This window comes from Wolbachia endosymbiont of Armadillidium vulgare str. wVulC (assembly GCF_001027565.1).
Lineage (GTDB): Bacteria > Pseudomonadota > Alphaproteobacteria > Rickettsiales > Anaplasmataceae > Wolbachia.
In genome coordinates this window covers 133,554-154,161 of record NZ_ALWU01000005.1, presented here as the reverse complement: position 1 = coordinate 154,161, position 20,608 = coordinate 133,554, and the positions used below count along the sequence as shown (strand labels likewise).

Sequence of the window (20,608 nt, the reverse complement as noted above, 5' to 3'; positions counted from 1 at the left end):
CAGCGATTGTTAGACATAATAAAACAAATTTGAAAAATCTTGACCCACTCATTGTAATTCCTAATTAAATATCAATTAATTTTAGCAAATTTTCCTTTATTATACCAGTAATGGAATATTTAATCTCATCATCACTAATATTCTTGCTATCATGTTTTATACATGGATAAGCAATCACCTTTCCATTTTTTTGTACCGTAGGTAAAGAATAAAAAACTTCAGGGCAGCAGTTATAATCCTTCAGAAATTCAGGAACTCTTTGTGTTTTTTTTAGTGGAGCAATGATAACTGAACATTCTCGATTTCCGAGCACTATGCAGCTAAATCTGTTATCCCATTCAATAGGACCATTTAATGGTAAGTACACAGTAATTTGCCGTATCTTTGATGGTTCTCTTATTATCAGGACGCTTTCTCCATATTTTCTTATTTTGCATCCATAGAGTGTACAGTTAACATTACTATCTTGTTGCAATATTTTATTAAATATTGCAACAAGGCTGTTGTATCTTGGTTTATAGTGTTTGCTGGTAATTGCCATTATAGAGTAAAGAAGAAGCCTTAAGGCTATTTCCTCTGGTAGTTTATACAGTTTACTTAATTTAATTTCAATGTAACCAAGATCATACACATTAACACAGTCATTAAATGCAAGGCGTGTGTAGTGCATCAACGCTTTTGCAGCTCTTTTCATATGAAGGGCTGCAAGGCATATTCGGTCTGTTAAAACATCTTGATTATCACTTGCTTCAAGCAAGTTACGGTATAAAGTTCGCTTGTATTTTAAGTCATAATTGCTTCTATCTTCGGTCCATCTTAACTGGTGAAGCTTAGCATACCTTTCTATTTCACTACGACTGAAATTTAACAACGGCCTAAATACATAAATACCATTTAAGAAAGATTTGTAGTCCATTGATGATAATCCATCTACGCCACTACCTCGTTCTAATCTCAACAAAAATGTTTCTGCTTGATCATTTTTATGGTGAGCAACAAATAAATATTTAACATTATTGTTTTTACACCATTCTATTAATAACTTATACCGTGCTTTTCGTGCCTGCAACTGAATATTGCCTTTAATATTTTTCTTCTCCCAATTTAATACAAACGACTCCTTTGCTCCGAGTTCTTTTGCATAACTCATAGCAAAATGAGCTTCTTTTTGAGATTCTAAACGCAACCCATGATTTACTGTTAATGCTATAGGGGCTAAAAGCTTGCTTTTTTTTGCCCAATTAATCGTTAAGTGCAATAAAACTACACTGTCTATACCACCTGATACTGCAACCGCAACTTGATTATCATGAAAAGCAAAGTTATTAACTATATTTTGAAATAACAACTCCAATTGCATTATATTTCTTGATGATTAGGCAATTCAAACCTCTCTAAATTATACCGGCATAGCACTTCAATGCAAATTGAGCTAACAATCAGTAGAAGCACAAGTTTGACTGTTTATCATCCCAGTGCTGAACACTGGGATTCAAAGGAGACTATCTTTTTATTCCAGAGAATGAAAATTCTACTCTACGATTTTTAGCATGGTCTTTTTCGTACTTAGAATTTTTAGAATCATCTTTTACGTCAACCAAAGGCTCAGTTTCAGCTTTAGAAGCAGTTTTTATTCTATTTTCTAGATAAGATGCACAGCTGACCATAAACTTTTTAGCTGCATCTGCTCTTCTAGCACCTAATGCAAGATTATATTCATGAGAACCACGATTGTCAGTATGACCAGTTAAAGTAACCTTCGCATCAGGGTTATCTTGTAACACTTCCATTGCATCAAGCAATGCATCTGCACTCATTTCAGTAATACTAGATTCATCGTAACCAAAGAAAACTCTTTTATCACCTATTTGCTTAATAACGGCATTCATTTTATTTGCCACACTTACTTCTTTTTTAGGACAAGAACTTACACCGGTAAGCAGTAAACAAAAACAACACATTATAACCACTCTACTCCACATTACTAAACCTCCATAATTTTAAATATAGTGCGTAATTTTAATTTTGTGACTAATAATCACTCTATACTATAATGTAGTCAAGAAAAATAAAATACTAAATATTTCCTTTACAATACAACCTGACAATTAATTTTCTGATAAGATGCTCGATTTTTGTGCGTCCAGCAAAGGCTGGCATGTTCATAGTGCAAGCGTTCAAGATCGTGATGGTATCTTTTTGTTCAAGCTAAATGCAAATTTACGTAAGTTTTTTGCTGATCAGGGATATATAGGCAAATTGCAAAATCACTGTTTATTGAAAACAGGATGTTTATTAACGATTGCCAAGAAGGCTGCTGATGTTACAGGATTTCATGTTATTCCCAAACGTTGGATTGTTGAAAGAACCTTTGCTTGAATTTTAGACGTATGAGCAAGAGCATTCTCCCCTTACTTCAAAAAGTGGTATCTTCTTTAATATGATTACTATTATGCTTGCTAAATTAACTACTTGAGTCCTTTTAAGACGTGTTCTTAGAGTGTAAATCATTTGAATTAATACGAAAAATATGCTACAATTAAAGCATAGATTAATGTAAATAGATCAGTTATGAAAGCTCCAAAAGTAAAAGCTAAGCCTTTAGAGTCATCTACTCAGGTGATGGGAAAAAATGAGATACTCCTCAAGAAGGAACATAAGGCAATCTATGATTACTTTGTAAAAGTATTAGAAGGTAAAGCCAAATTAAAAGAGAACAAAGGAATAACTGATCATTTTATATCAGCTTATAACAACATACCACTTGATAATGTCAATCTAAAAGATATAAACTCACTCAGTGAAGAGAATTTTTGTCAGTTTTTACTTTCTGTATTTAAAGAAGTTAGAGAGAAAAAATTAGCGAACAAAGAGAATTTAGAGAATGATGAAAGAAAGAAATTAGTAGATGATTGTGTAGCTGATATACGTGTTACAGAAGCTAAGGATTCACTCATAAAGCTTATTGGTTTGCCACTTGGAATAAAAATAGACCCAAAAAATATTTCCAGCTCTTTTATGAATGGGGTGAAAGAAAAAATACCATTCTTAAGTAAAGACAAAAAAGAGGAAGATGAACCACCGCTCAGTGATGAAGAGATGGTAACAGCTTTCGTACGCAAGGTTTTTATTCCTGTCCTTTTTTCCGTTGCTTCAATATTGATTTTTGGTCCTACTACACTTGCGGTATTTGCTGCTGTTATTGGTACAATATTTGCCGTAAAGGGAGGAGTTGAGGTTCTTTTTTCAAATAACAAAAAAGGTACTTTATATGACCCTAGTTCACAAGATAAAGATGATACAGAAAAAAGAGCAAGATTGAATGAAAAAATTCGCAATGGCATTGATGATATTTTAAAAACCCCAATTGAAAGACCTCTTGAAACAATTGCTGACGGGAGTAAAAAACAACCTACTCCGGAACAAGCTTCTCAGGTGGGAAATAAAGGGGGTGAGCAGCTTACTGTGCTTGATGAGCAAGTTACTGTAGATCAGCTAGTTGAGGAACAAGGGCAAGCAGTCAAGTAAGACATAGACTTACCAAAAGTGAATTGTGTAAGAGGTCTTTTATTGTTTTATAACACATACAACAGGAGTATGATCAGATGGATTTTCTAGCTTACGCAACCTATCGTCTATGTAACATGTTTCCAATTTATCTGCAGCTTGTGGCGATAGCAGCATATGATCTATTCGCATTCCTTGATTATTTCTTAGTGAATTACCTTGATAATGCCACCAAGTGAATTGTTGCAAGTTTGGGTGAGATATTCTAAATGCATCTTTAAAACCAAGATTCAAGATCGCTCTTAATTTCTCACGCTCTTTTATATGAAAGCACACTTGGCCATTTAATAAATTTGAATCAAAAATATCAATTTCATTCAGTGCAACATTATAATCGCCAGCTATGATGGTTAACTCTTCATTTTTTAATAGATTGTTCATCCTTTTATATAAATTATCAAAAAACTTGAGTTTATATTCAAATGCTTGAGAGTCTAGGCTTTGGCCGTTTGGCACGTATACACTTCCTACCCTTACCTTCTGATTATTGTACTTTATTATGCACTCTACATAACGCGCTTCTTGATAATCTTCTACAATGTCAATCTTAAACTGCTCCAATATTGGATATTTAGATAAAGCACAAACACCATTTCTTGCAACTTGTCCATAGATAGCATATTCATATCCTAACTTTTCTATCTCTGCATAAGGAAATTGCTCTTCTGTACATTTTATCTCTTGCAGCAAAATTATATCTATCTGACTATCAACTATAAAACTACAAAGTTGGTTAATTCTTTTACGTATGGAGTTTACGTTCCAAGTTGCAATCCTTAGCATCAACAATCCTTATTAATTATATCAATTAAACTCTCCCCAGTAGGCAATCTCGATGTTATAATTTTTTTCCATTTGATTAACTTTAAACTATCAGCAATGTTCTTACTCATGGTATATGCAACTGTATTATTTATCACATGAGATAGTCCACTTTTTAGAACTAATGAACAAAATACCCTTGCTGTCTGTGAGGAAAAAAAGGCAACACTATCAATTTTACCATCCAATAATAAATTTTTACACCTATTAGTTAGACTCCTTTTAGTAATTGTTTTATAGAGTACAACTTCTCTTACGTTAAAATCTTCTTCAGATAATCTTTTTTTTAGGTCACATGATACTTCTTGTCCCCTTATATATAAGAACTTTATTGCGTTTGAATAATGAGTTTTTATAAATGATATCAGACCATCAACGTTGCTGTCTGCTGAGATTATATCGGAAAATCCCAAATTTTTTGCAGCCTGCATGGTTGAATTACTAACCGTAATAATTGGAAAGTCATCCTCTTTACATATTTGACTGAAAGCCTTTACACTGTTTTTACTTGTGGATATCACAACGTCAAATTCATAGGTAGATATATCAGGATTTAAGAGCTTTATTGTAAATACTGGTTCTATAAAAACTTTGTATCCATATTTTTTCAGTGTGCTTCTTGTACTCAACGAATCTAATAAAGGCCTTGTCAATAAAATGGACTTCATTCTGGTTTATTTCACTAGCAGTAAAATAATATCCCTTATAGACAAATTATTGAATAAAAACTTTTATTTTTTAAGTTTCTTGCATAAATTAGAAAAAAAAGGTAAAAGAGACTCCATGATTGGCCCGGTAATGAAAAATTGATCGTAAATAAGCGAACATTTTTGATCAAATGGGAAAAAGGACGTTACTCGTTGAGTAACATCCTTTTAGAATGATAAGCGGTTTTGTTTATCCTTTACTAGGCTCAGCTTTTTGTTGAACAGATTCTACGTTTGGTTGATCTACAATCGCACGTCGTTTTGCCAACTTCTCAGTGAGCTCTTCCGTAACTCCTAGACCAAATCTTGTTTCTTGAGAAGGACTATGTCTTTGTGGAGTAGAAGAACTTGGTGAATTGAACCCACTATCAGAATTACGACGGTAACTGGCAAAGCTAGAAGTTGTAGCAGTACTGTCAGTGCTTAAAGAACCCATTGAATTGCTTCTTGGCGGTTTCTCCGGAGCAACATAAAAACGGCTATTTCCTATCTCTGCAGATTGTATCTGATCCAACTCAGAATCTTGATATCTTATATAAGTAGCTTCCTCTGGCTTTTTGCCACCTTTTAGCGATGATGACAACTTGCTCCAAAGTGAGGTAGGTGCTTTTACTTCCTTATGCTCATTAGGATTTAATAATTCCGCTTCGTTGCTGTAACTGCTTAGAGAATCCATTGAACTGCTTCCCGACAAGCTGTGAGATTGTTCAGAGTCTCTTCTTCTCCCTGAAAAAAATGATCTACTAGCTTTTCTTCCTGCTGCATTTTCTATATTGTTACAGCGCATCTTTGCAAGTTGATCAAATTCGCATTCCGTAATAACCTCCTTAATCTCATCGTGATGTTCAGAGAAAATACTGTCTCTAAAGTATTTATCTTTATCCGATAGTCTTTTTGTAACTAAGTTACGCAAACCATCTGCACCCAAGTTATCAATAAACTTTTTCTGTTCTTTCCACCTCATAATCAAATCAGAACTTTCCGCAACATCACTTGCAAAGCAACTGAGTTCCTCCTTCTCTCTTGCTTCTATTTTTCCCCCTATTTTCAATGATATCCCAGAAATTATGCTCTTTCTTAACATGGAATCACTTTGTCCGTCCGTGCAAATTGCTCTAAGATCTCCTTTTATTCCTTGGATCTTCTCCTTTTGTGGCGAGTCAGGGATAAGCTCATTATCTATTCTATCTGAATAATTTTCATTACCAGCCGCACGATATAATTTATTCGCTGTTGCAGTGAGTATATCACTTGTCTTTTCCTTTGTTTTTTCACTTATAAAACGAGTACCCCTCTTCAGTGAATCTACTGAATTTTCATAACCATCTCCTACCTTATCTTTAACATACACAGTACCATCTTTAATTTTCCCGCCAATATGCTTCGCCCCTTCAACTGTTTTTTCTGCTGACCATTTGAGCCCTTTATATCCAGATTGAACTGCTTTTACAGCGACTTTCGCAGCGAAATATAAAGTAAGACCAACTATAGCACCTGGTATAACAAGTGTTGCACCAACTGCCAAAAGTGGTAGCATTGCTGTAAATAACCCACTTGCTGTACCTACTACAAGAGCCTTATCTCCTTGTTTCATCTTGGAAAATTCTGTATCTCTTTTTAACAAATCAGTAATTCTTTCCTTTAGCTTCTTAGAATCATGAGCAATATCTGAATTTGATGAATCTTGCATCATTTTACTCAAATCAAGATCATCTTGCTTAGTTTCAACAAAATTTGAAGAGTTTTTTTCACTAGGTGACATTTTTAACCTCACATTAACAATATATTATAATTGTATTCTTCAGTTCTTAAGTTAGTGTTAATTCGACTACCAATGTTTACTTAATGTGTTTTTTGGAAGCACAGAAAATTAAATGGTGCAATGTAAGTAGCTAAACACAATTTTGTGAATGCTGCTGTCGATAGGTGTTATCCTAGTCTTGGAATGATAGGAGAAGGGACTATAGATGGCGAGAGGCCGCTACTCGTTAGTGATTGTTGCGATATGACGTCTCGTTTAGATTGGGAGTGTTAAATAAACCATAGGCGTCAAGTTAAGAGATTGTGAGCGAATTCAGGGAAGTTAGGTAGATACTCTAGTTTTTCTGTACTTATCTTTTAATGAAAATCGTGACCAAGTTATGTTTAAGAAAAATTTCCAAACTATTAACTTTATTCTTTAGTGCTAAAAATAACTCTCTAACCCGCCTTTTTAACTCAATAAATGCCTTTGTTAAACTGTATTCTTTTTCACTTCTGTGCAACCAACTATGCCGTGAAATATAAGAATTGCGCACAATTTAGCATATAGTTCACATAATACTCTGCACGGTAGCTTATCAAGTCTGATATGGCTTTTATACAATTTAAATAATTTGCCACCTTACTCTATTGCTCAGCACTAATTTTATTTTCTGGAACATTAGTATTGACCAGTTTAACAATTCTTGTAGAGGATGTATATCCTTGCGATCTCGCTAATCTATTAGCTTTCCTTCTTCTGGCCATATTCAGTTAGTTTCTGACATATAATTCTTACTCTAATTTTTGCTTCTTTTCCTAACAATACCTCGTTTTCTAAAAATCTCTAAATATTCCAATAATTCCATTTTTTGATTTATCATATATGTTGGTATCAACGACTTATGAAATAAGCTCCTATTTCATTGATTTGTTTATTGGCACAAAATAACCGAGATTAGCAAATCATTGCTTACTTACTATATCCTTGGTCTGACCTCCGTTAAATTAAGTTGGTTTATTTCATGTAGTCGAAAACTCCAGACTTAGTATTACTCTCATAACCTTTGTAACTACCCTTTATACATCTCTTCCATACTGTTAGGCAGAGCTACTACTTGACGCTTTTAAATTGCTGCAAGATTTTGCAATCAACTTGCAAGATATTTTTAAAGAGAACCACAGATTCATTCTTTTCATAAATTCCACTGCTTCTTCAGTAAATCTAAACCTTGTTTTGTTATATCTCTCGTTTAGTAATTGACACATTGTTTCTACGCTACAATTATCAACCCCTATAAGACCATGGCTTTTACGAACGATGAACCTTTTAGCTTTCTCTTTCTTTTTATAAACCTTGTTGTAATTGAGATTTTGTCTACTTTTTCATTAAAAAATTCTTTGAGCTTTTTTTATAAGCAAGTTATTTTATTCATTGGTTCTCTCACTAAAAGTACATCTGGGAGAACTTATTATTCTATCTCTTTCATACCTTTATTTCCTTAACTTGACTCCTATGGTTTATTTTACACTCCCTAATTTTAAGCTGCTTCCTTAGGTTATCCAAGAAGTCTATTCTTTGTGGCATAAGCTGTATTTATTTGATAGATATTTACTCTATAACAGAATCACTGCTAAATCTTTTTCTCCTATGCAATAAAGCCTGCCGGGTAAGAGAATACTGAGCGACAACTGAGTTGCCTTGAAAACATAACTTTTGTACAGTTGTATTTTGGTGACAGTAAGGTATGCACAGTCTACTGGCATGATAGACATTCATCATAATTAATATCTGTTTTTTGTTGCAATATTTCACTTTTTTTGAATATGTCATGTGAGACCTTGTCAGCTCTTTGTATTGATTGTGATCTGCAGTAATATAAGCTTTTTAATCCTTTTTTCCAAGCAAGCATGTGTATTTTGTGTAAGTAACGTTTATACACATTGGCAGATAAGAACAGATTTACTGATTGAGATTGACAAATATAAGGAGTTCTATCACTTGCATGTTCTATGATCCATTGTTGATCAAGTTCGTATGCTGTTTTAAATGTCAGTTTTTCATGCTCACTAAGAAAATCTAAATGCTGAACAGAACCCTCATTTGTCGAGATTGAGGACCATATTTTATCGTTGTCTTGATTCTTTTCTGCTAATAATTTTTGCAAGAATTTATTTCGCACTACAAATGAACCTGTTAGTGTCTTCTGTATGAATACGTTTGCTGCATATGGCTCTATTCCAGGGGAAGTGTTGCCTGCAATAATCGAAATTGAGGCAGTTGGAGCGATAGCGAGCTTATGTGTAAACCTTTCCATTAGATCGATTTCTTTAGCGTCAAGACATGGCCCTTTTTCTTCTGCTAATTTTTTAGAAACTATATCTGCTTGTTGTCGTAAATGCTTAAATATTTTTTTATTCCATTGTTGTGCCATTACCGATTCAAAAGGAATCATTTTGCTTTGTAAAAGTGAATGAAAACCCATCACACCAAGACCGATACTACGCTCTCTTATTGCGGAATATTTTGCTCGCTGTATTTCATTTGGTGCTTTATTTATGAAGTCCTCTAGTACATTATCAAGAAAACGCATTATATCTTCTGTGAAGAGCTCATTATCTTTCCATTCTTCGTAGTATTCAAGATTCACAGATGATAGACAACATACAGCAGTGCGTGACTTGTTCAGGTGATCGTAACCTGTAGTTAAAGTTATTTCACTGCATAGGTTTGACATTTTGATGTCTAAATTGAGCTTTTTGTAAGATTCTGGTTTATTGTTACTTATTGCATCAAGAAAAATAATGTAAGGTTCTCCAGTCTCAATTCTTGCTGTTAACATTTTGATCCATATATCACGTGCTTTGACAGTTGAGATAACTTTTTTATTGTGAGGACTGATTAACTCCCACTCTTTGTCACCTTCAACGGCTTGCATAAATTTATCTGTCACTATTACAGCATGGTGTATATTTAGTGCTTTGCGATTTGGATCACCTCCTGTTGGCTTGCGTATGTCAAGAAACTCTTCTATCTCTGGATGGGATACAGGAAGATAAACTGCTGAGCTTCCTCTTCTTAAAGATCCTTGACTGATTGCAAGTGTTAGAGCATTTTGTACCACAATAAATGGCACAATTCCTGATGTTTTACCGCTACCTTTGACACTTTCACCAATTGAGCGTAGATTTCCCCAATAACTACCTATGCCTCCTCCACGTGCAGCGAGCCAAACATTTTCATTCCATAAATCAACTATTCCCTGCAAGCTATCTTCAGTTTCATTAAGAAAGCAGGAAATAGGTAATCCTCTCTTGGTACCACCATTGCTAAGTATTGGCGTTGAAGGCATGAACCACAAATTGCTCATGTAATCATAAAGACGCTGTGCATGCTCTTTGTTATCAGAGTAGTAATTGGCAATGCGTATAAAGAGACCTTGATAACTTTCATTTTCTATTAAATACCTGTCCAATAGAACTGCTTTTCCAAAGTCGGTTAATTTACTGTCCTTTGCGTAGTTAATAGCAATGTAATTCATAAGGCTCCTTTTATGATTCATAGACATTTATTTGAGCGATTCCTAGATTAAGTTGTTGAATTTTTTTTTTATGGATGCTGTAATGCAAACAAGATACCGTCAACCTGACTGCCATATATTTTACAATAACTCATATGACTTATTTGCATGTTTATTTCTTTTGCAACATGGTGAATGTAGTCTTCCGAATGACGAAAATAATCTCCTTTGTTTATAAAGTCAATACCTTTACCTTCTTTTCTTCTTACCAAACATACAATAACCCCTTTTTTGTTTGTCAATCCTTTTGCTAATTCCAATTCTGCTCGAAAATCATATAGATAATGTAGTACTTCAGCAAAGATAATTACATCGTACTGCTGGCTCTTCTCCTGTTTAAGAAACTCTTTCATTTCCATATGTATTAACTCATTGTAAACAGGTTTACCTTTTATAAGGCATCCTCTTGCAATATTTAGCATTCTATTTGAGATGTCAACTCCCGTTGTACAACTTCTGACATTATTTATTTTTAGGAAATGACCACATATTCCAGTACCGCAACCAAGATCAAGTATATTTAGTTCAGAAGTGGAGTTGTTAAAGACTTTTGTAATTATCATGTGTACGAGTTCATGCCCTCTGTATTGTTTGGCAATCAGCCAATGCTCAACAAAATATTCACCTGTGTAATCGAAATATTGCTTTATGAGATTTTCAGGCAATTCTATAATATCTGATGTGTTTGTTATTTTTTTTATGTAGTAAGAAGCTTCTTCATAACTACTATCTAATTTTAGCGTTTTTGTTAAATAATTATAAGCTTTGTTAGTATTTCCTACTGCAAAATGACATCTTCCAATATTATACCAGATTATAGGTGAATTGGGGTGGAATATGCTAATTAACCAAAATCTTAACTTTGCATCTGATATATTACCTTTATAAAAGTGATATAAACCGATTTCAATGTTGGTATTTAACAGGTTTTTAGATTTTTCAAGAAGCACTACGATTTCTTTATAGAGAGTATTATATTTATCCATAATCAAATCTCTTACTTTCTTAATATTTAATACACTAGTGAGCTTAGATATACAATTTAAAACAACGTTTTTTATAAAAGAGAGATTACTTTTCATACATTAGAAATACTCCGAATGTTCATTATCGTTTTTAGGTAACTAATTTTAACACATTTTATCTTACAAAATATCTTTTTCATTAATTTTTCTGTATATATAAATTTACCGTATATTTCTCAGATTATACTGTTTAGGATTGCTGGTATATTGTTGTTGATAATAATAGGAAATGTTTTGTGTAAAAAGGCGTTGACATATTATTTATCAGGTTGTAGTATGTAAAAGATTAGTTTTTAGATGTTTGACAAGTTTTATGGTAGAGATTAATTTAATCTCAATTCAATTGTAAGTTAATATTTAACTCTGCATATTCTACATATAGTCAGATAAATAAATTATTAAGAGCACTTGATGGATGCCTTGGCGTTAAGAGGCGATGAAGGACGTGGCAGGCTGCGATAAGCTGCGGGTAATTGTCAACAAATTCTAATCCGCAGATTTCCGAATGGGGAAACCCAACTAGCTTAGCTAGTTATTACATACTAAGTATGTAAAGCAAACTTGGTGAACTGAAATATCTAAGTAGCCAAAGGAAAAGAAATCAATCGAGATTCTGTTAGTAGTGACGAGCGAAAGCGGAAAAGGCTAGTGATTTAAGAATAAGAATTAGAATACTCTGGAAATAGTAACCATAGAAGGTGATAGTCCTGTATAAGTAGAAAGTTTTTAAATCCTTGAGTAGAGCGGGGCACGTGAAATCCTGTTTGAATATGGGGGGACCATCCTCCAAGCCTAAATACTCCTTAGCGACCGATAGTGAACAAGTACCGTGAGGGAAAGGTGAAAAGAACCCCGGGAGGGGAGTGAAATAGAATCTGAAATCGAGTGCTTACAAACAGTTGGAGCTCTATGCTTTTCCTACAAGAGCAATCTTGTAGTTAGTTTGTATTAGAGTGACAGCGTACCTTTTGCATAATGGGTCAGCGAGTTAATCTATGAAGCAAGCTTAAGCCGTTAGGTGTAGGCGTAGCGAAAGCAAGTCTGAATAGGGCGTTTTAGTTTTATGGATTAGACCCGAAACCAAGTGATCTAGTCATGACCAGATTGAAGGTGTGGTAAAACACACTGGAGGATCGAACCAGTTAATGTTGCAACATTATTGGATGAGTTGTGATTAGGGGTGAAAGGCCAATCAAACTTGGAAATAGCTGGTTCTCCGCGAAATCTATTTAGGTAGAGCGTTGTATGTATGTTGTTGGGGGTAGAGCACTGGATAGACTAGGGGGATTCATCATCTTACCAAATCTAACCAAACTCCGAATACCAATAATTAATTGTACAACAGGCACACTACGGGTGCTAAGTCCGTGGTGAAGAGGGAAACAACCCAGATCACTATCTAAGGTCCCAAAATTGCAGCTAAGTGGGGAAGGAAGTAGAAAAACCATTACAGCTAGGAGGTTGGCTTGGAAGCAGCCATCCTTTAAAGAAAGCGTAACAGCTCACTTGTCTAAATAAGTTTTTCTGCGCCGAAAATGTACCGGGGCTAAAGCTGTATACCGAAGATGTGAGTACTTGTTGATTTCGATCAATGGGTGCGGTAGCGGAGCGTTCCGTAAGTCTGTGAAGGTAGTTTGAGAGGACTGCTGGAGATATCGGAAGTGAGAATGCTGACATAAGTAGCGTAAAAGAGTGTGAAAAACACTCTCACCAAAAATCTAAGGGTTCCTACGTTAAGTTAATCTGCGTAGGGTTAGTCGGTTCCTAAGGCGAGTCCATAAAGGAGTAGTCGATGGCAATTAGGTTAATATTCCTAAACCTTTTAAGTGTGACGGGTTTTGTATTTGTATAGGTCTTATTGGATTGATCTATGCTTAGAAAAAGCTCCAGGAAATAGCACTTATATTTATAAGGCCGTACCGTAAACCGACACTGGTAGATGAGTAGAGTATACTAAGGTGTTGAAAGAATGATGTTGAAGGAACTCGGCAAATTATACCTGTAACTTCGGAAGAAGGGTAACCTGCTTTTAGGCAACTATGAGTAGGTGGCACAAAATAGGGAGTAGCGACTGTTTACTAAAAACACAGGACTCTGCAAACATGTAAGTGGAAGTATAGGGTCTGACGCCTGCCCGGTGCTGGAAGGTTAATAGGAAGGGTGCAAGCTCTGAATTGAAGCCCCAGTAAACGGCGGCCGTAACACTGACGGTCCTAAGGTAGCGAAATTCCTTGTCGGGTAAGTTCCGACCCGCACGAATGGCGTAACGATTTCTCCACTGTCTCCAACATCATTTCAGCGAAATTGAATTCCCCGTGCAGATGCGGGGTACCCGCGGTTAGACGAAGAGACCCCGTGCACCTTTACTATAGCTTTACATTGCTATTAAAAATGTGATGTGCAGGATAGGTGGGAGACTTTGAAGTTATGGCGCTAGCTGTAATGGAGTCAACCTTGAGATACCACCCTTTGCATTTTTGATATCTAACTATGTTTCATTATCTGGAACTAGGACATTGTATGGTGGGTAGTTTGACTGGGGCGGTCGCCTCCTAAAAAGTAACGGAGGCGTGCGAAGGTAAGCTAGGGCTGGTCGGAAATCAGCTTGATAGTACAATGGCATAAGCTTGCCTGACTGCGAGGCTGACAAGCCAAGCAGGGACGAAAGTCGGTCATAGTGATCCGGTGATTCTGTATGGAAGGGTCATCGCTCAACGGATAAAAGGTACGCCGGGGATAACAGGCTGATGGTGTTCGAGAGTTCATATCGACGACACCGTTTGGCACCTCGATGTCGACTCATCACATCCTGGGGCTGAAGAAGGTCCCAAGGGTTCGGCTGTTCGCCGATTAAAGTGATACGTGAGTTGGGTTTAGAACGTCGTGAGACAGTTCGGTTTCTATCTGCCGTGGGTTAAGGAAATTTGAGAAGATCTGACTCTAGTACGAGAGGACCGAGATGGATATACCTCTGGTGTACCAGCTGTTATGCCAATAGCATCGCTGGGTAGCTATGTATAGATGGGATAATTGCTGAAAGCATATAAGCAAGAAACCCTCTTCAAAAAGATTTCCCAATTAAGGCCGTGGGAGACTACCACGTTGATAGGCTAGGTGTGGAAACATGGTAACATGTGGAGCTAACTAGTACTAATAGCCTGATTGATTTATTTGCTTTCTATATGTATATATGCAGTGTTAAATATTAAATTAAATTGGAAATTTTTATTAACTTGGTGGCTATAGCAAGAATGAACCACCCGATCTCATTTCGAACTCGGAAGTGAAGCTTTTTAGCGCCGATGATACTTAAAAAGGGAAAGTAGGTCGCTGCCAAGTTTATAAAATTTTTTTTTACTTTTATCAAATGATTCTCTTATTGCAAGAGGTTGTTTCTATGTTTAAGTTTAGCAGCTGTGCTCTAGGTTTATTCTTATTTTGTTCTAAGTATTGGCTTTGTTCAAATGCTATTTTCCATTGTGTACGATAGCTAGATTCTTTATATTCATAAAAACCTTCCTTAATATTATTTGTATCAAGCTTTTTATCTTGCTTTCTTATACTCTCTACCACTAACTACCCACATCTATTAATTTATTTTAAAAACTTTACTTACCTTATCATAAAAAATATAGTTGTAAATACTTTAGTGAAAATTTTTTCTTATTTTATCTTTTTTAAGCAAATAGTTAGATCTTTTTGTAAATTTTTATAGCCTGCTTGCATAATGTTTTTATGAGTTAGTATTATGTAGTAGTATCCTACATTACTTATATTTAAAATGCTAATTTTAGCGAGCATTCGTAATTGCCTTTTTATTTTATTTCTTTTTGCTGCTTTTTCGACTTTTTTACTAATAGCTAGACCTATTCTAATAGTGTTAACATACTTTTCAGGTTCTTCTTCTTTTTTGGCATATAGCGATATGTAAAATCCGCGATAAAAAGAACTGTTAAATGCTAACTTATTTTTAAAAACAGAAGAAAAATCTTTTTTTTTATGCTCGATAGTTTTATTATGCGCATAATTTTTTACATCCTAATGAACGACGCCTATTAAGGATTGCTTTTCCAGCTCTTGTTGCCATGCGTGAACGAAACCCATGCCTACGCTTTCTTATCAATTTGCTTGGTTGGAATGTTCTTTTTGTGCTCATTGTTTTTGTATTAATATAATGATTTATTTTAAATAGTTTTACTTTATTGTCAAATAATAGTGAACTTATATGACATTCTTGTAGAATAAAATTTGATGTATGGAAAAATGAATTTAATTATAGGTGTACCTGTTTTACTAATCCTTTTATTTTGTTTGAGTAGATTTCAAACAGTAAGTAAAGTTAAGTCTTATATATATTTGAGTTGTATGTGGATGCTACCTTGGTTGTTAGCACTCTATGATGGTTATTTTATAACTTCTATTTCTATAGCGTTACTTTTTTTTATGCTGATTTTTATCTTTAAGGGTAAAAGAAATAAGATGGTAAAATTTTTGTTATTTATGGCTTTAGCCATATCACTTTTTATCACTTTATTTATAATGCTATCTATTTTTATTCAGTCCATTAATTTTTTTAATAAAGTAGCTATTTCAAAATTCTTATTTTGTTTAAAATGGAACCACAATGTAGCTATTATCGGCAAAGGAGAGGTAGGGTATTTTGGTATAGCACCACTTTTAGTAGGGACATTACTTATAACTGTTGTAGCAATGTTAGTTGTGATCCCGCTTGGTTTACTTTCTGCAATATATATTAGCGAATATGCAAGCAAGAAAGCGCGTTACGTTGTTAATACTATTTTACAAGTTTTATCTGCTATTCCTACGATTGTGTATGGATATTTCTCAGTTGTATTTTTATCCTTATTTGTGAAGAAGGTAGCTAATTTTTTTGAGTTAAGTATACACTCAGAAAGTGCCTTAGTTGCTGGTTTATCAATTGGGGTAATGATTCTTCCTTTTATTATTTCTTTACTCGAAGATGCTATAAGATCTGTTCCAAAAAGTTTACGTTATGGTTTTATGGCGCTTGGTGCAACTCCAGCGGAAACTATATGGCATATAACAATACCTTATGCAATGCCTACAATTTTAAGTGCAATTTTATTATCGATTTCAAGAGTGATAGGTGAAACAATGATTGTGCTAATGGCTGTGGGAATTAACGCAAATTTGACTTTTAATCCTCTTAATTCAATTACTACGATTACTGTGCAAATTGCTACATTGCTTACCGGAGATCAGGATTTCAATAGTGTGCAAACTCTTGCTGCTTATGCGCTTAGTTTGGTGCTGTTTATTATTACTTGGCTATTGAATGCATTTGCATTGTTTATAATGAAGCGTAACTAGTAAGTGTTTTAATATTGCAAAATTTCTGTTAATAATGTAAGATTTATTTTCTTTAGAAGTTCTTTTATAGAATTGTAGTGTTAGGTGATGAAAGAGATGGATATAGGTAAAGTAGTTAAAATAACTCAAGCAGTTGTTGATTTAAGATTTGAAGGCGAATTACCTAAGATATTTGATGCTTTAAAAAGCAAATTAAAATATAAGGGCAAGGAGCTAATTTTAGAGGTTTCACAGCATATAGGTGACAATATAGTCCGTTGTATTGCTATGGATAGCACAGATGGTATGTCAAGAGGTGACGAATTTGTTGATACAGGTGCACCAATATCAGTTCCGGTTGGACGTTCAACTTTAGGAAGGATCTTTAATGTTGTGGGAGAGCTTATAGATGAGTGTGGTCCGCTGAAAGGAAAGTATGATTTAGAACCTATACATAGATCACCTCCAAGTTTTACTGAGCAGAAGATACAGGAAGAAGTTTTAGTTACAGGAATAAAGGTTATAGATTTTCTTGCACCTTATCTTAAAGGAGGAAAAATCGGCTTATTTGGTGGAGCTGGTGTTGGTAAAACAGTTCTGATAATGGAATTAATTAATAATATAGCAAAAGCTCATAAAGGATTTTCCGTATTTGCCGGAGTAGGGGAGAGAACGCGTGAAGGTAATGATCTTTATAATGAGATGATCACTTCGAATGTAATAGATATAAATGAGCACGAAAAATCTCAAGCCGTTTTGGTTTATGGTCAAATGAATGAGCCTCCTGGAGCAAGGGCTAGAGTTGCTTTAACGGCGCTAACTATGGCGGAGTATTTTCGTGATCGTGAAAACCAAGATGTTCTATTTTTTGTAGATAATATCTTCCGTTTCACTCAAGCTGGCTCTGAACTTTCTGCTTTACTTGGAAGAATACCATCAGCTGTTGGTTATCAGCCAACTCTTGCAACTGATATGGGCGCTATGCAAGAGAGAATAGCCTCAACTACTGCTGGTTCTATTACTTCTATACAGGCTATATATGTTCCTGCGGATGATTTGACTGATCCAGCTCCAGCAACTACATTCTCTCATCTTGATGCCACCACAGTATTGTCAAGACAAATAGCTGAAATGGGCATATATCCTGCTGTTGATCCACTTGATTCAACTTCTCAGTCTTTATCTGCTGAAATCATTGGTGAGGAACATTATAATGTGGCTTCTGAGGTGAAACGTATATTGCAAACTTATAAGTCGCTGCAAGATATTATCGCAATACTTGGTATGGATGAACTATCTGATGAAGATAAAATTGTTGTTGATAGAGCTCGTAAAATTCAGAAGTTTCTTTCTCAACCTTTTCATGTTGCGGAGGTATTTACTGGCATGTCTGGTAAATTTGTTTCACTTTCTGATACTATTTCCAGTTTTAAAGGAATTATTGAAGGTAAATATGACCATCTGCCAGAAGCTGCGTTTTATATGGTAGGAAGTATAGGTGAAGCAATAGAAAAGGCTGAGTCGATAAAAGCTGAAGTTGGAGCTAAGCATTAAAGATGATGAACACTTTTAAGGTGCAATTTTTTTCTCCTGATAATAAAATTTCATTTGATGAAGTAGTTTCTCTTTCAGTGAGTGGGCTTGAGGGGGAGTTGATGATTTTAGCTTACTATTCTCCTTACTTAATTTATTTATTGCCTGGTATAATTACTGCTCAAATGAATAACCAGACAAAGAAAAAAGTTGTAATTGACAGTGGTATATTAGAGGTTGCGAATAATAATTGTAGCATTGTAACAAATCAAATTCAGGTTTTTGATCACTTGACTCATGATGAGGAATCATTAAAAAATAAGAGAGTTGGTATATATTTAAATTATCTTGATGAGAAGTTTCTTTCTTAGTTATTTTAGGCAAAAAGTCAATTATCATTCAAGTGGCTATAAGATTTTTGCTCAGGGGGCTCTTTTTTTGTCATCCCAGTGCGTGACACTGGGATCCAGAAATTTTGACAACTGGATCCTATGGTCAAGTTCACTGCTATACGAACGTTGCATCTTTGAAGGCAAAAGTACAAAAAATGGCGTCATCCAAGTGCTTTTTTTCTGTCATCCAGTATTCTCTTCCCTGTCATCCCAGTGTTCACCTTTGTCATCCCAGTGCGTGACACTGGGATCTAGGTGTAAAAATATTTGTAAATCATGCAATTGGCAGGGGATTCTAGGAACATATGTCGAAAACAATTTCTATGATGAAATAGGCTGGATTCCAGTGTCAAGCACTGGAATGACACCTTGCCTTACTGAACGTTCGTACAGTTCTGTAGCGGACACTGGGATAACACCATTTTTGTACTTTTGCCTTCAAAGATGACAATGTTTTGTAAAGATAGTTTTTTAATAGGAGATTAATATGGAAATTTTTCTTGATAGCGTTGATTTGAATGAAATTAAGGAGCTAAAAGAGTTCGTTGATGGCATAACAACTAATCCTTCTTTGATAGCGAAATCTGGGCATAAAGATAAATACGAAGATTTAGTAAGTGAAATATGCTCTATTATAAAAGGGCCTGTTAGTGTTGAAGTTGTTGCAAGTAGCCATGAAGATATGATTAAGGAAGGCCTTAAATTAGCGGAAATCGCTGATAATGTTGTGGTAAAATTGCCCCTTACATATGAAGGATTAATTTCTTGTAAAAAGTTGTGGACAGAGCATAAAATACCTGTTAACATCACATTATGTTTTTCTCCTGGACAAGCACTGTTTGCCGCTAAGGCCAGTGCTTGTTTTGTTTCTCCCTTTGTTGGCCGTCTTGATGATATAAGCTATGATGGCTTATCGCTAATAAAAGATATATGCACTATATATTCTAATTATAGTTTCAAAACAAAAGTTCTTGTTGCATCAGTAAGAAGCCCAGCACATGTAATAGAAGCTGCAAAACTTGGTGCTAATTCAATTACTGCACCAGCAAAAGTACTTAGACAGTTAATTAATCATCCACTTACTGATCAAGGGGTCGCAATATTTGAAAAAGATTGGGGCATAAAACAATAAATGACATTACTAAATGTGAAAAAAACATAAAACACAATAATTGTATCTGTTCAGGGGAGTAGCAAGGTAGACAAGGTGGTCTAATCATAGAATAGCTATGAGGTAATATGGTAAAACTTTTAGAACTTTGCGAAAACTTAAAAATAGAGGTAGAAAATTTAAAAGCCGAAAAAGAAGCTCTGAGAATGCTCAAAGAAAGGAAAGGCTTGGTTTAAATTCGAAAAATTCATCAATGCCAAGTTCAAAAGAATTGTATAAAATAAAAAAGGATAAGCAAGAGGAACATTGGCGGTCAGGTTGGGCATCTAAAATAGAAGGTAGTAAAGGTAGAATTCTTGCGAATGTGGTGGGGGATTCACCAAACCAAGTCTTATGTAGTAGAATATCAGTTGAAGGTGTGGAAAAAGAAGAAGTAGCTCCTTAGCAAAATGCAGATACATTTGGAGCAAGGTGTAATTGCAGCACTCAAGAGATTTTACAAAAATTCAAAGCATAATGAAATTTTTAATTTGAGCATAAGTATTGGTAGCATATCAAACAGTGAACATAGAGTTGCATCAAAATGCAGGGAACTGAAAGTTGTTGCATATTGATGAAACGAGTCATTACAATATTGGTTGGTGTTTGCTAAGCAAGTTTTGTAAAACTTACAGAGTCAAGAGGAATGAAAGTTTTTAAAAAACAATGTATGCTGCAATCATAATAGTTTGGTAGTAACCGAGAGGTACTTTAGACCCACTGCGAAACGGTATGCAACTAATTTCAGCATGAGTTAGGC

16 protein-coding genes, 2 rRNA genes and 2 pseudogenes are annotated in these 20,608 nt (G+C 34.9%); 9 read left to right on the top strand and 11 right to left on the bottom strand.

What is annotated here, in order from left to right:
• Nucleotides 1-64: 64 nt before the first annotated feature.
• The gene (tilS, locus tag wVul_RS04115) at nt 65-1,360 is read right to left on the bottom strand and encodes a tRNA lysidine(34) synthetase TilS (RefSeq protein ID WP_047759282.1); all 1,296 of its coding nucleotides are present in this window, start codon (nt 1,358-1,360) and stop codon (nt 65-67) included.
• Nucleotides 1,361-1,502: 142 nt separating this feature from the next.
• On the bottom strand, nt 1,503-1,982 hold the full coding sequence (locus wVul_RS04110) for an OmpA family protein (protein ID WP_047759281.1): 480 nt from the start codon (nt 1,980-1,982) through the stop codon (nt 1,503-1,505).
• 142 nt (nt 1,983-2,124) lie between these two features.
• Between wVul_RS04110 and wVul_RS04105 the strand changes: the two genes are divergently transcribed.
• On the top strand, nt 2,125-2,379 hold the full coding sequence (locus tag wVul_RS04105) for a hypothetical protein (RefSeq protein WP_047759280.1): 255 nt from the start codon (nt 2,125-2,127) through the stop codon (nt 2,377-2,379).
• Nucleotides 2,380-2,571: 192 nt separating this feature from the next.
• Nucleotides 2,572-3,528, top strand: coding sequence for a hypothetical protein (locus wVul_RS04100; RefSeq protein WP_047759279.1), 957 nt, complete (start codon nt 2,572-2,574; stop codon nt 3,526-3,528).
• Nucleotides 3,529-3,567: 39 nt separating this feature from the next.
• Here the strand turns inward: wVul_RS04100 and wVul_RS04095 are convergent, their stop codons facing one another.
• The 6 genes and pseudogenes from wVul_RS04095 to wVul_RS04075 all read right to left on the bottom strand — a co-directional run bounded on the left by wVul_RS04095 (nt 3,568) and on the right by wVul_RS04075 (nt 11,499).
• A complete protein-coding gene (locus wVul_RS04095) occupies nt 3,568-4,350 on the bottom strand; it encodes an exodeoxyribonuclease III (protein ID WP_047759278.1) in 783 nt (260 codons plus the stop codon).
• Nucleotides 4,350-5,057, bottom strand: a complete 708-nt coding sequence (locus wVul_RS04090) for a uroporphyrinogen-III synthase (RefSeq protein ID WP_047759277.1) — start codon at nt 5,055-5,057, stop codon at nt 4,350-4,352. The genes wVul_RS04095 and wVul_RS04090 overlap by 1 nt, the downstream gene beginning before the upstream one ends.
• Before the next feature lie 229 nt (nt 5,058-5,286).
• Nucleotides 5,287-6,858 (bottom strand): actin-bundling T4SS effector WalE1 family protein, encoded by a 1,572-nt coding sequence (locus wVul_RS04085; protein ID WP_047759276.1) that lies wholly within the window; start codon nt 6,856-6,858, stop codon nt 5,287-5,289.
• 292 nt (nt 6,859-7,150) lie between these two features.
• Nucleotides 7,151-8,284, bottom strand: a pseudogene (locus tag wVul_RS08700) (transposase).
• Between the two features lie 309 nt (nt 8,285-8,593).
• Complete coding sequence (locus wVul_RS04080) at nt 8,594-10,399, bottom strand: ribonucleoside-diphosphate reductase subunit alpha (protein WP_153295536.1); 1,806 nt, start codon at nt 10,397-10,399, stop codon at nt 8,594-8,596.
• 47 nt (nt 10,400-10,446) lie between these two features.
• The gene (locus wVul_RS04075; protein WP_047759274.1) at nt 10,447-11,499 is read right to left on the bottom strand and encodes a methyltransferase domain-containing protein; all 1,053 of its coding nucleotides are present in this window, start codon (nt 11,497-11,499) and stop codon (nt 10,447-10,449) included.
• A gap of 331 nt (nt 11,500-11,830) precedes the next feature.
• Between wVul_RS04075 and wVul_RS04070 the strand changes: the two genes are divergently transcribed.
• Nucleotides 11,831-14,617: ribosomal RNA gene (locus tag wVul_RS04070) — 23S ribosomal RNA — on the top strand.
• 57 nt (nt 14,618-14,674) lie between these two features.
• Nucleotides 14,675-14,781: ribosomal RNA gene (gene rrf, locus wVul_RS04065) — 5S ribosomal RNA — on the top strand.
• A gap of 24 nt (nt 14,782-14,805) precedes the next feature.
• On the opposite strand, the gene wVul_RS04060 is transcribed toward rrf, so the two are convergent.
• From wVul_RS04060 to rpmH, 3 genes are all read right to left on the bottom strand, one after another.
• Complete coding sequence (locus wVul_RS04060; protein ID WP_047759273.1) at nt 14,806-15,015, bottom strand: hypothetical protein; 210 nt, start codon at nt 15,013-15,015, stop codon at nt 14,806-14,808.
• 90 nt (nt 15,016-15,105) lie between these two features.
• Entirely contained in the window at nt 15,106-15,450 is a 345-nt protein-coding gene (rnpA, locus tag wVul_RS08695) for a ribonuclease P protein component (RefSeq protein ID WP_153295560.1), read from the bottom strand.
• 7 nt (nt 15,451-15,457) lie between these two features.
• Nucleotides 15,458-15,598 carry a 50S ribosomal protein L34 gene (gene rpmH / locus wVul_RS08690; protein ID WP_114517097.1) on the bottom strand — a complete coding sequence of 47 codons (141 nt, stop codon included), beginning with the start codon at nt 15,596-15,598 and terminating at the stop codon, nt 15,458-15,460.
• 107 nt (nt 15,599-15,705) lie between these two features.
• On the opposite strand from rpmH, the gene pstC reads away from it, so the two are divergent.
• The 5 genes and pseudogenes from pstC to wVul_RS09805 all read left to right on the top strand — a co-directional run.
• Nucleotides 15,706-16,794, top strand: a complete 1,089-nt coding sequence (gene pstC / locus wVul_RS04055) for a phosphate ABC transporter permease subunit PstC (RefSeq protein ID WP_047759333.1) — start codon at nt 15,706-15,708, stop codon at nt 16,792-16,794.
• Nucleotides 16,795-16,890: 96 nt separating this feature from the next.
• Nucleotides 16,891-18,327 (top strand): F0F1 ATP synthase subunit beta, encoded by a 1,437-nt coding sequence (atpD, locus tag wVul_RS04050; protein ID WP_179943853.1) that lies wholly within the window; start codon nt 16,891-16,893, stop codon nt 18,325-18,327.
• Nucleotides 18,328-18,332: 5 nt separating this feature from the next.
• Nucleotides 18,333-18,677: a F0F1 ATP synthase subunit epsilon gene (locus wVul_RS04045; RefSeq protein ID WP_047759332.1), complete on the top strand. Its 345-nt coding sequence runs from the start codon at nt 18,333-18,335 to the stop codon at nt 18,675-18,677.
• A 508-nt stretch (nt 18,678-19,185) separates the two neighbouring features.
• Nucleotides 19,186-19,830 carry a fructose-6-phosphate aldolase gene (gene fsa / locus wVul_RS04040; RefSeq protein ID WP_047759271.1) on the top strand — a complete coding sequence of 215 codons (645 nt, stop codon included), beginning with the start codon at nt 19,186-19,188 and terminating at the stop codon, nt 19,828-19,830.
• A gap of 107 nt (nt 19,831-19,937) precedes the next feature.
• Nucleotides 19,938-20,558 (top strand): annotated as a pseudogene (locus tag wVul_RS09805) (IS66 family transposase); the annotation flags it as partial.
• Nucleotides 20,559-20,608: the final 50 nt, after the last annotated feature.

Bases quoted from the DNA above. Each gene is read 5' to 3' on its own strand.
- wVul_RS04100 (WP_047759279.1), top strand. From the start codon at position 2,572: ATGAAAGCTCCAAAAGTAAAAGCTAAGCCTTTAGAGTCATCTACTCAG.
- wVul_RS04075 (WP_047759274.1), bottom strand. From the start codon at position 11,499: ATGAAAAGTAATCTCTCTTTTATAAAAAACGTTGTTTTAAATTGTATA.
- fsa (WP_047759271.1), top strand. From the start codon at position 19,186: ATGGAAATTTTTCTTGATAGCGTTGATTTGAATGAAATTAAGGAGCTA.
- wVul_RS04090 (WP_047759277.1), bottom strand. From the start codon at position 5,057: ATGAAGTCCATTTTATTGACAAGGCCTTTATTAGATTCGTTGAGTACA.
- wVul_RS04085 (WP_047759276.1), bottom strand. From the start codon at position 6,858: ATGTCACCTAGTGAAAAAAACTCTTCAAATTTTGTTGAAACTAAGCAA.
- rpmH (WP_114517097.1), bottom strand. From the start codon at position 15,598: ATGAGCACAAAAAGAACATTCCAACCAAGCAAATTGATAAGAAAGCGT.
- wVul_RS04095 (WP_047759278.1), bottom strand. From the start codon at position 4,350: ATGCTAAGGATTGCAACTTGGAACGTAAACTCCATACGTAAAAGAATT.
- wVul_RS04080 (WP_153295536.1), bottom strand. From the start codon at position 10,399: ATGAATCATAAAAGGAGCCTTATGAATTACATTGCTATTAACTACGCA.
- wVul_RS04110 (WP_047759281.1), bottom strand. From the start codon at position 1,982: ATGTGGAGTAGAGTGGTTATAATGTGTTGTTTTTGTTTACTGCTTACC.
- pstC (WP_047759333.1), top strand. From the start codon at position 15,706: ATGAATTTAATTATAGGTGTACCTGTTTTACTAATCCTTTTATTTTGT.
- atpD (WP_179943853.1), top strand. From the start codon at position 16,891: ATGGATATAGGTAAAGTAGTTAAAATAACTCAAGCAGTTGTTGATTTA.
- wVul_RS04105 (WP_047759280.1), top strand. From the start codon at position 2,125: ATGCTCGATTTTTGTGCGTCCAGCAAAGGCTGGCATGTTCATAGTGCA.
- tilS (WP_047759282.1), bottom strand. From the start codon at position 1,360: ATGCAATTGGAGTTGTTATTTCAAAATATAGTTAATAACTTTGCTTTT.
- wVul_RS04045 (WP_047759332.1), top strand. From the start codon at position 18,333: ATGAACACTTTTAAGGTGCAATTTTTTTCTCCTGATAATAAAATTTCA.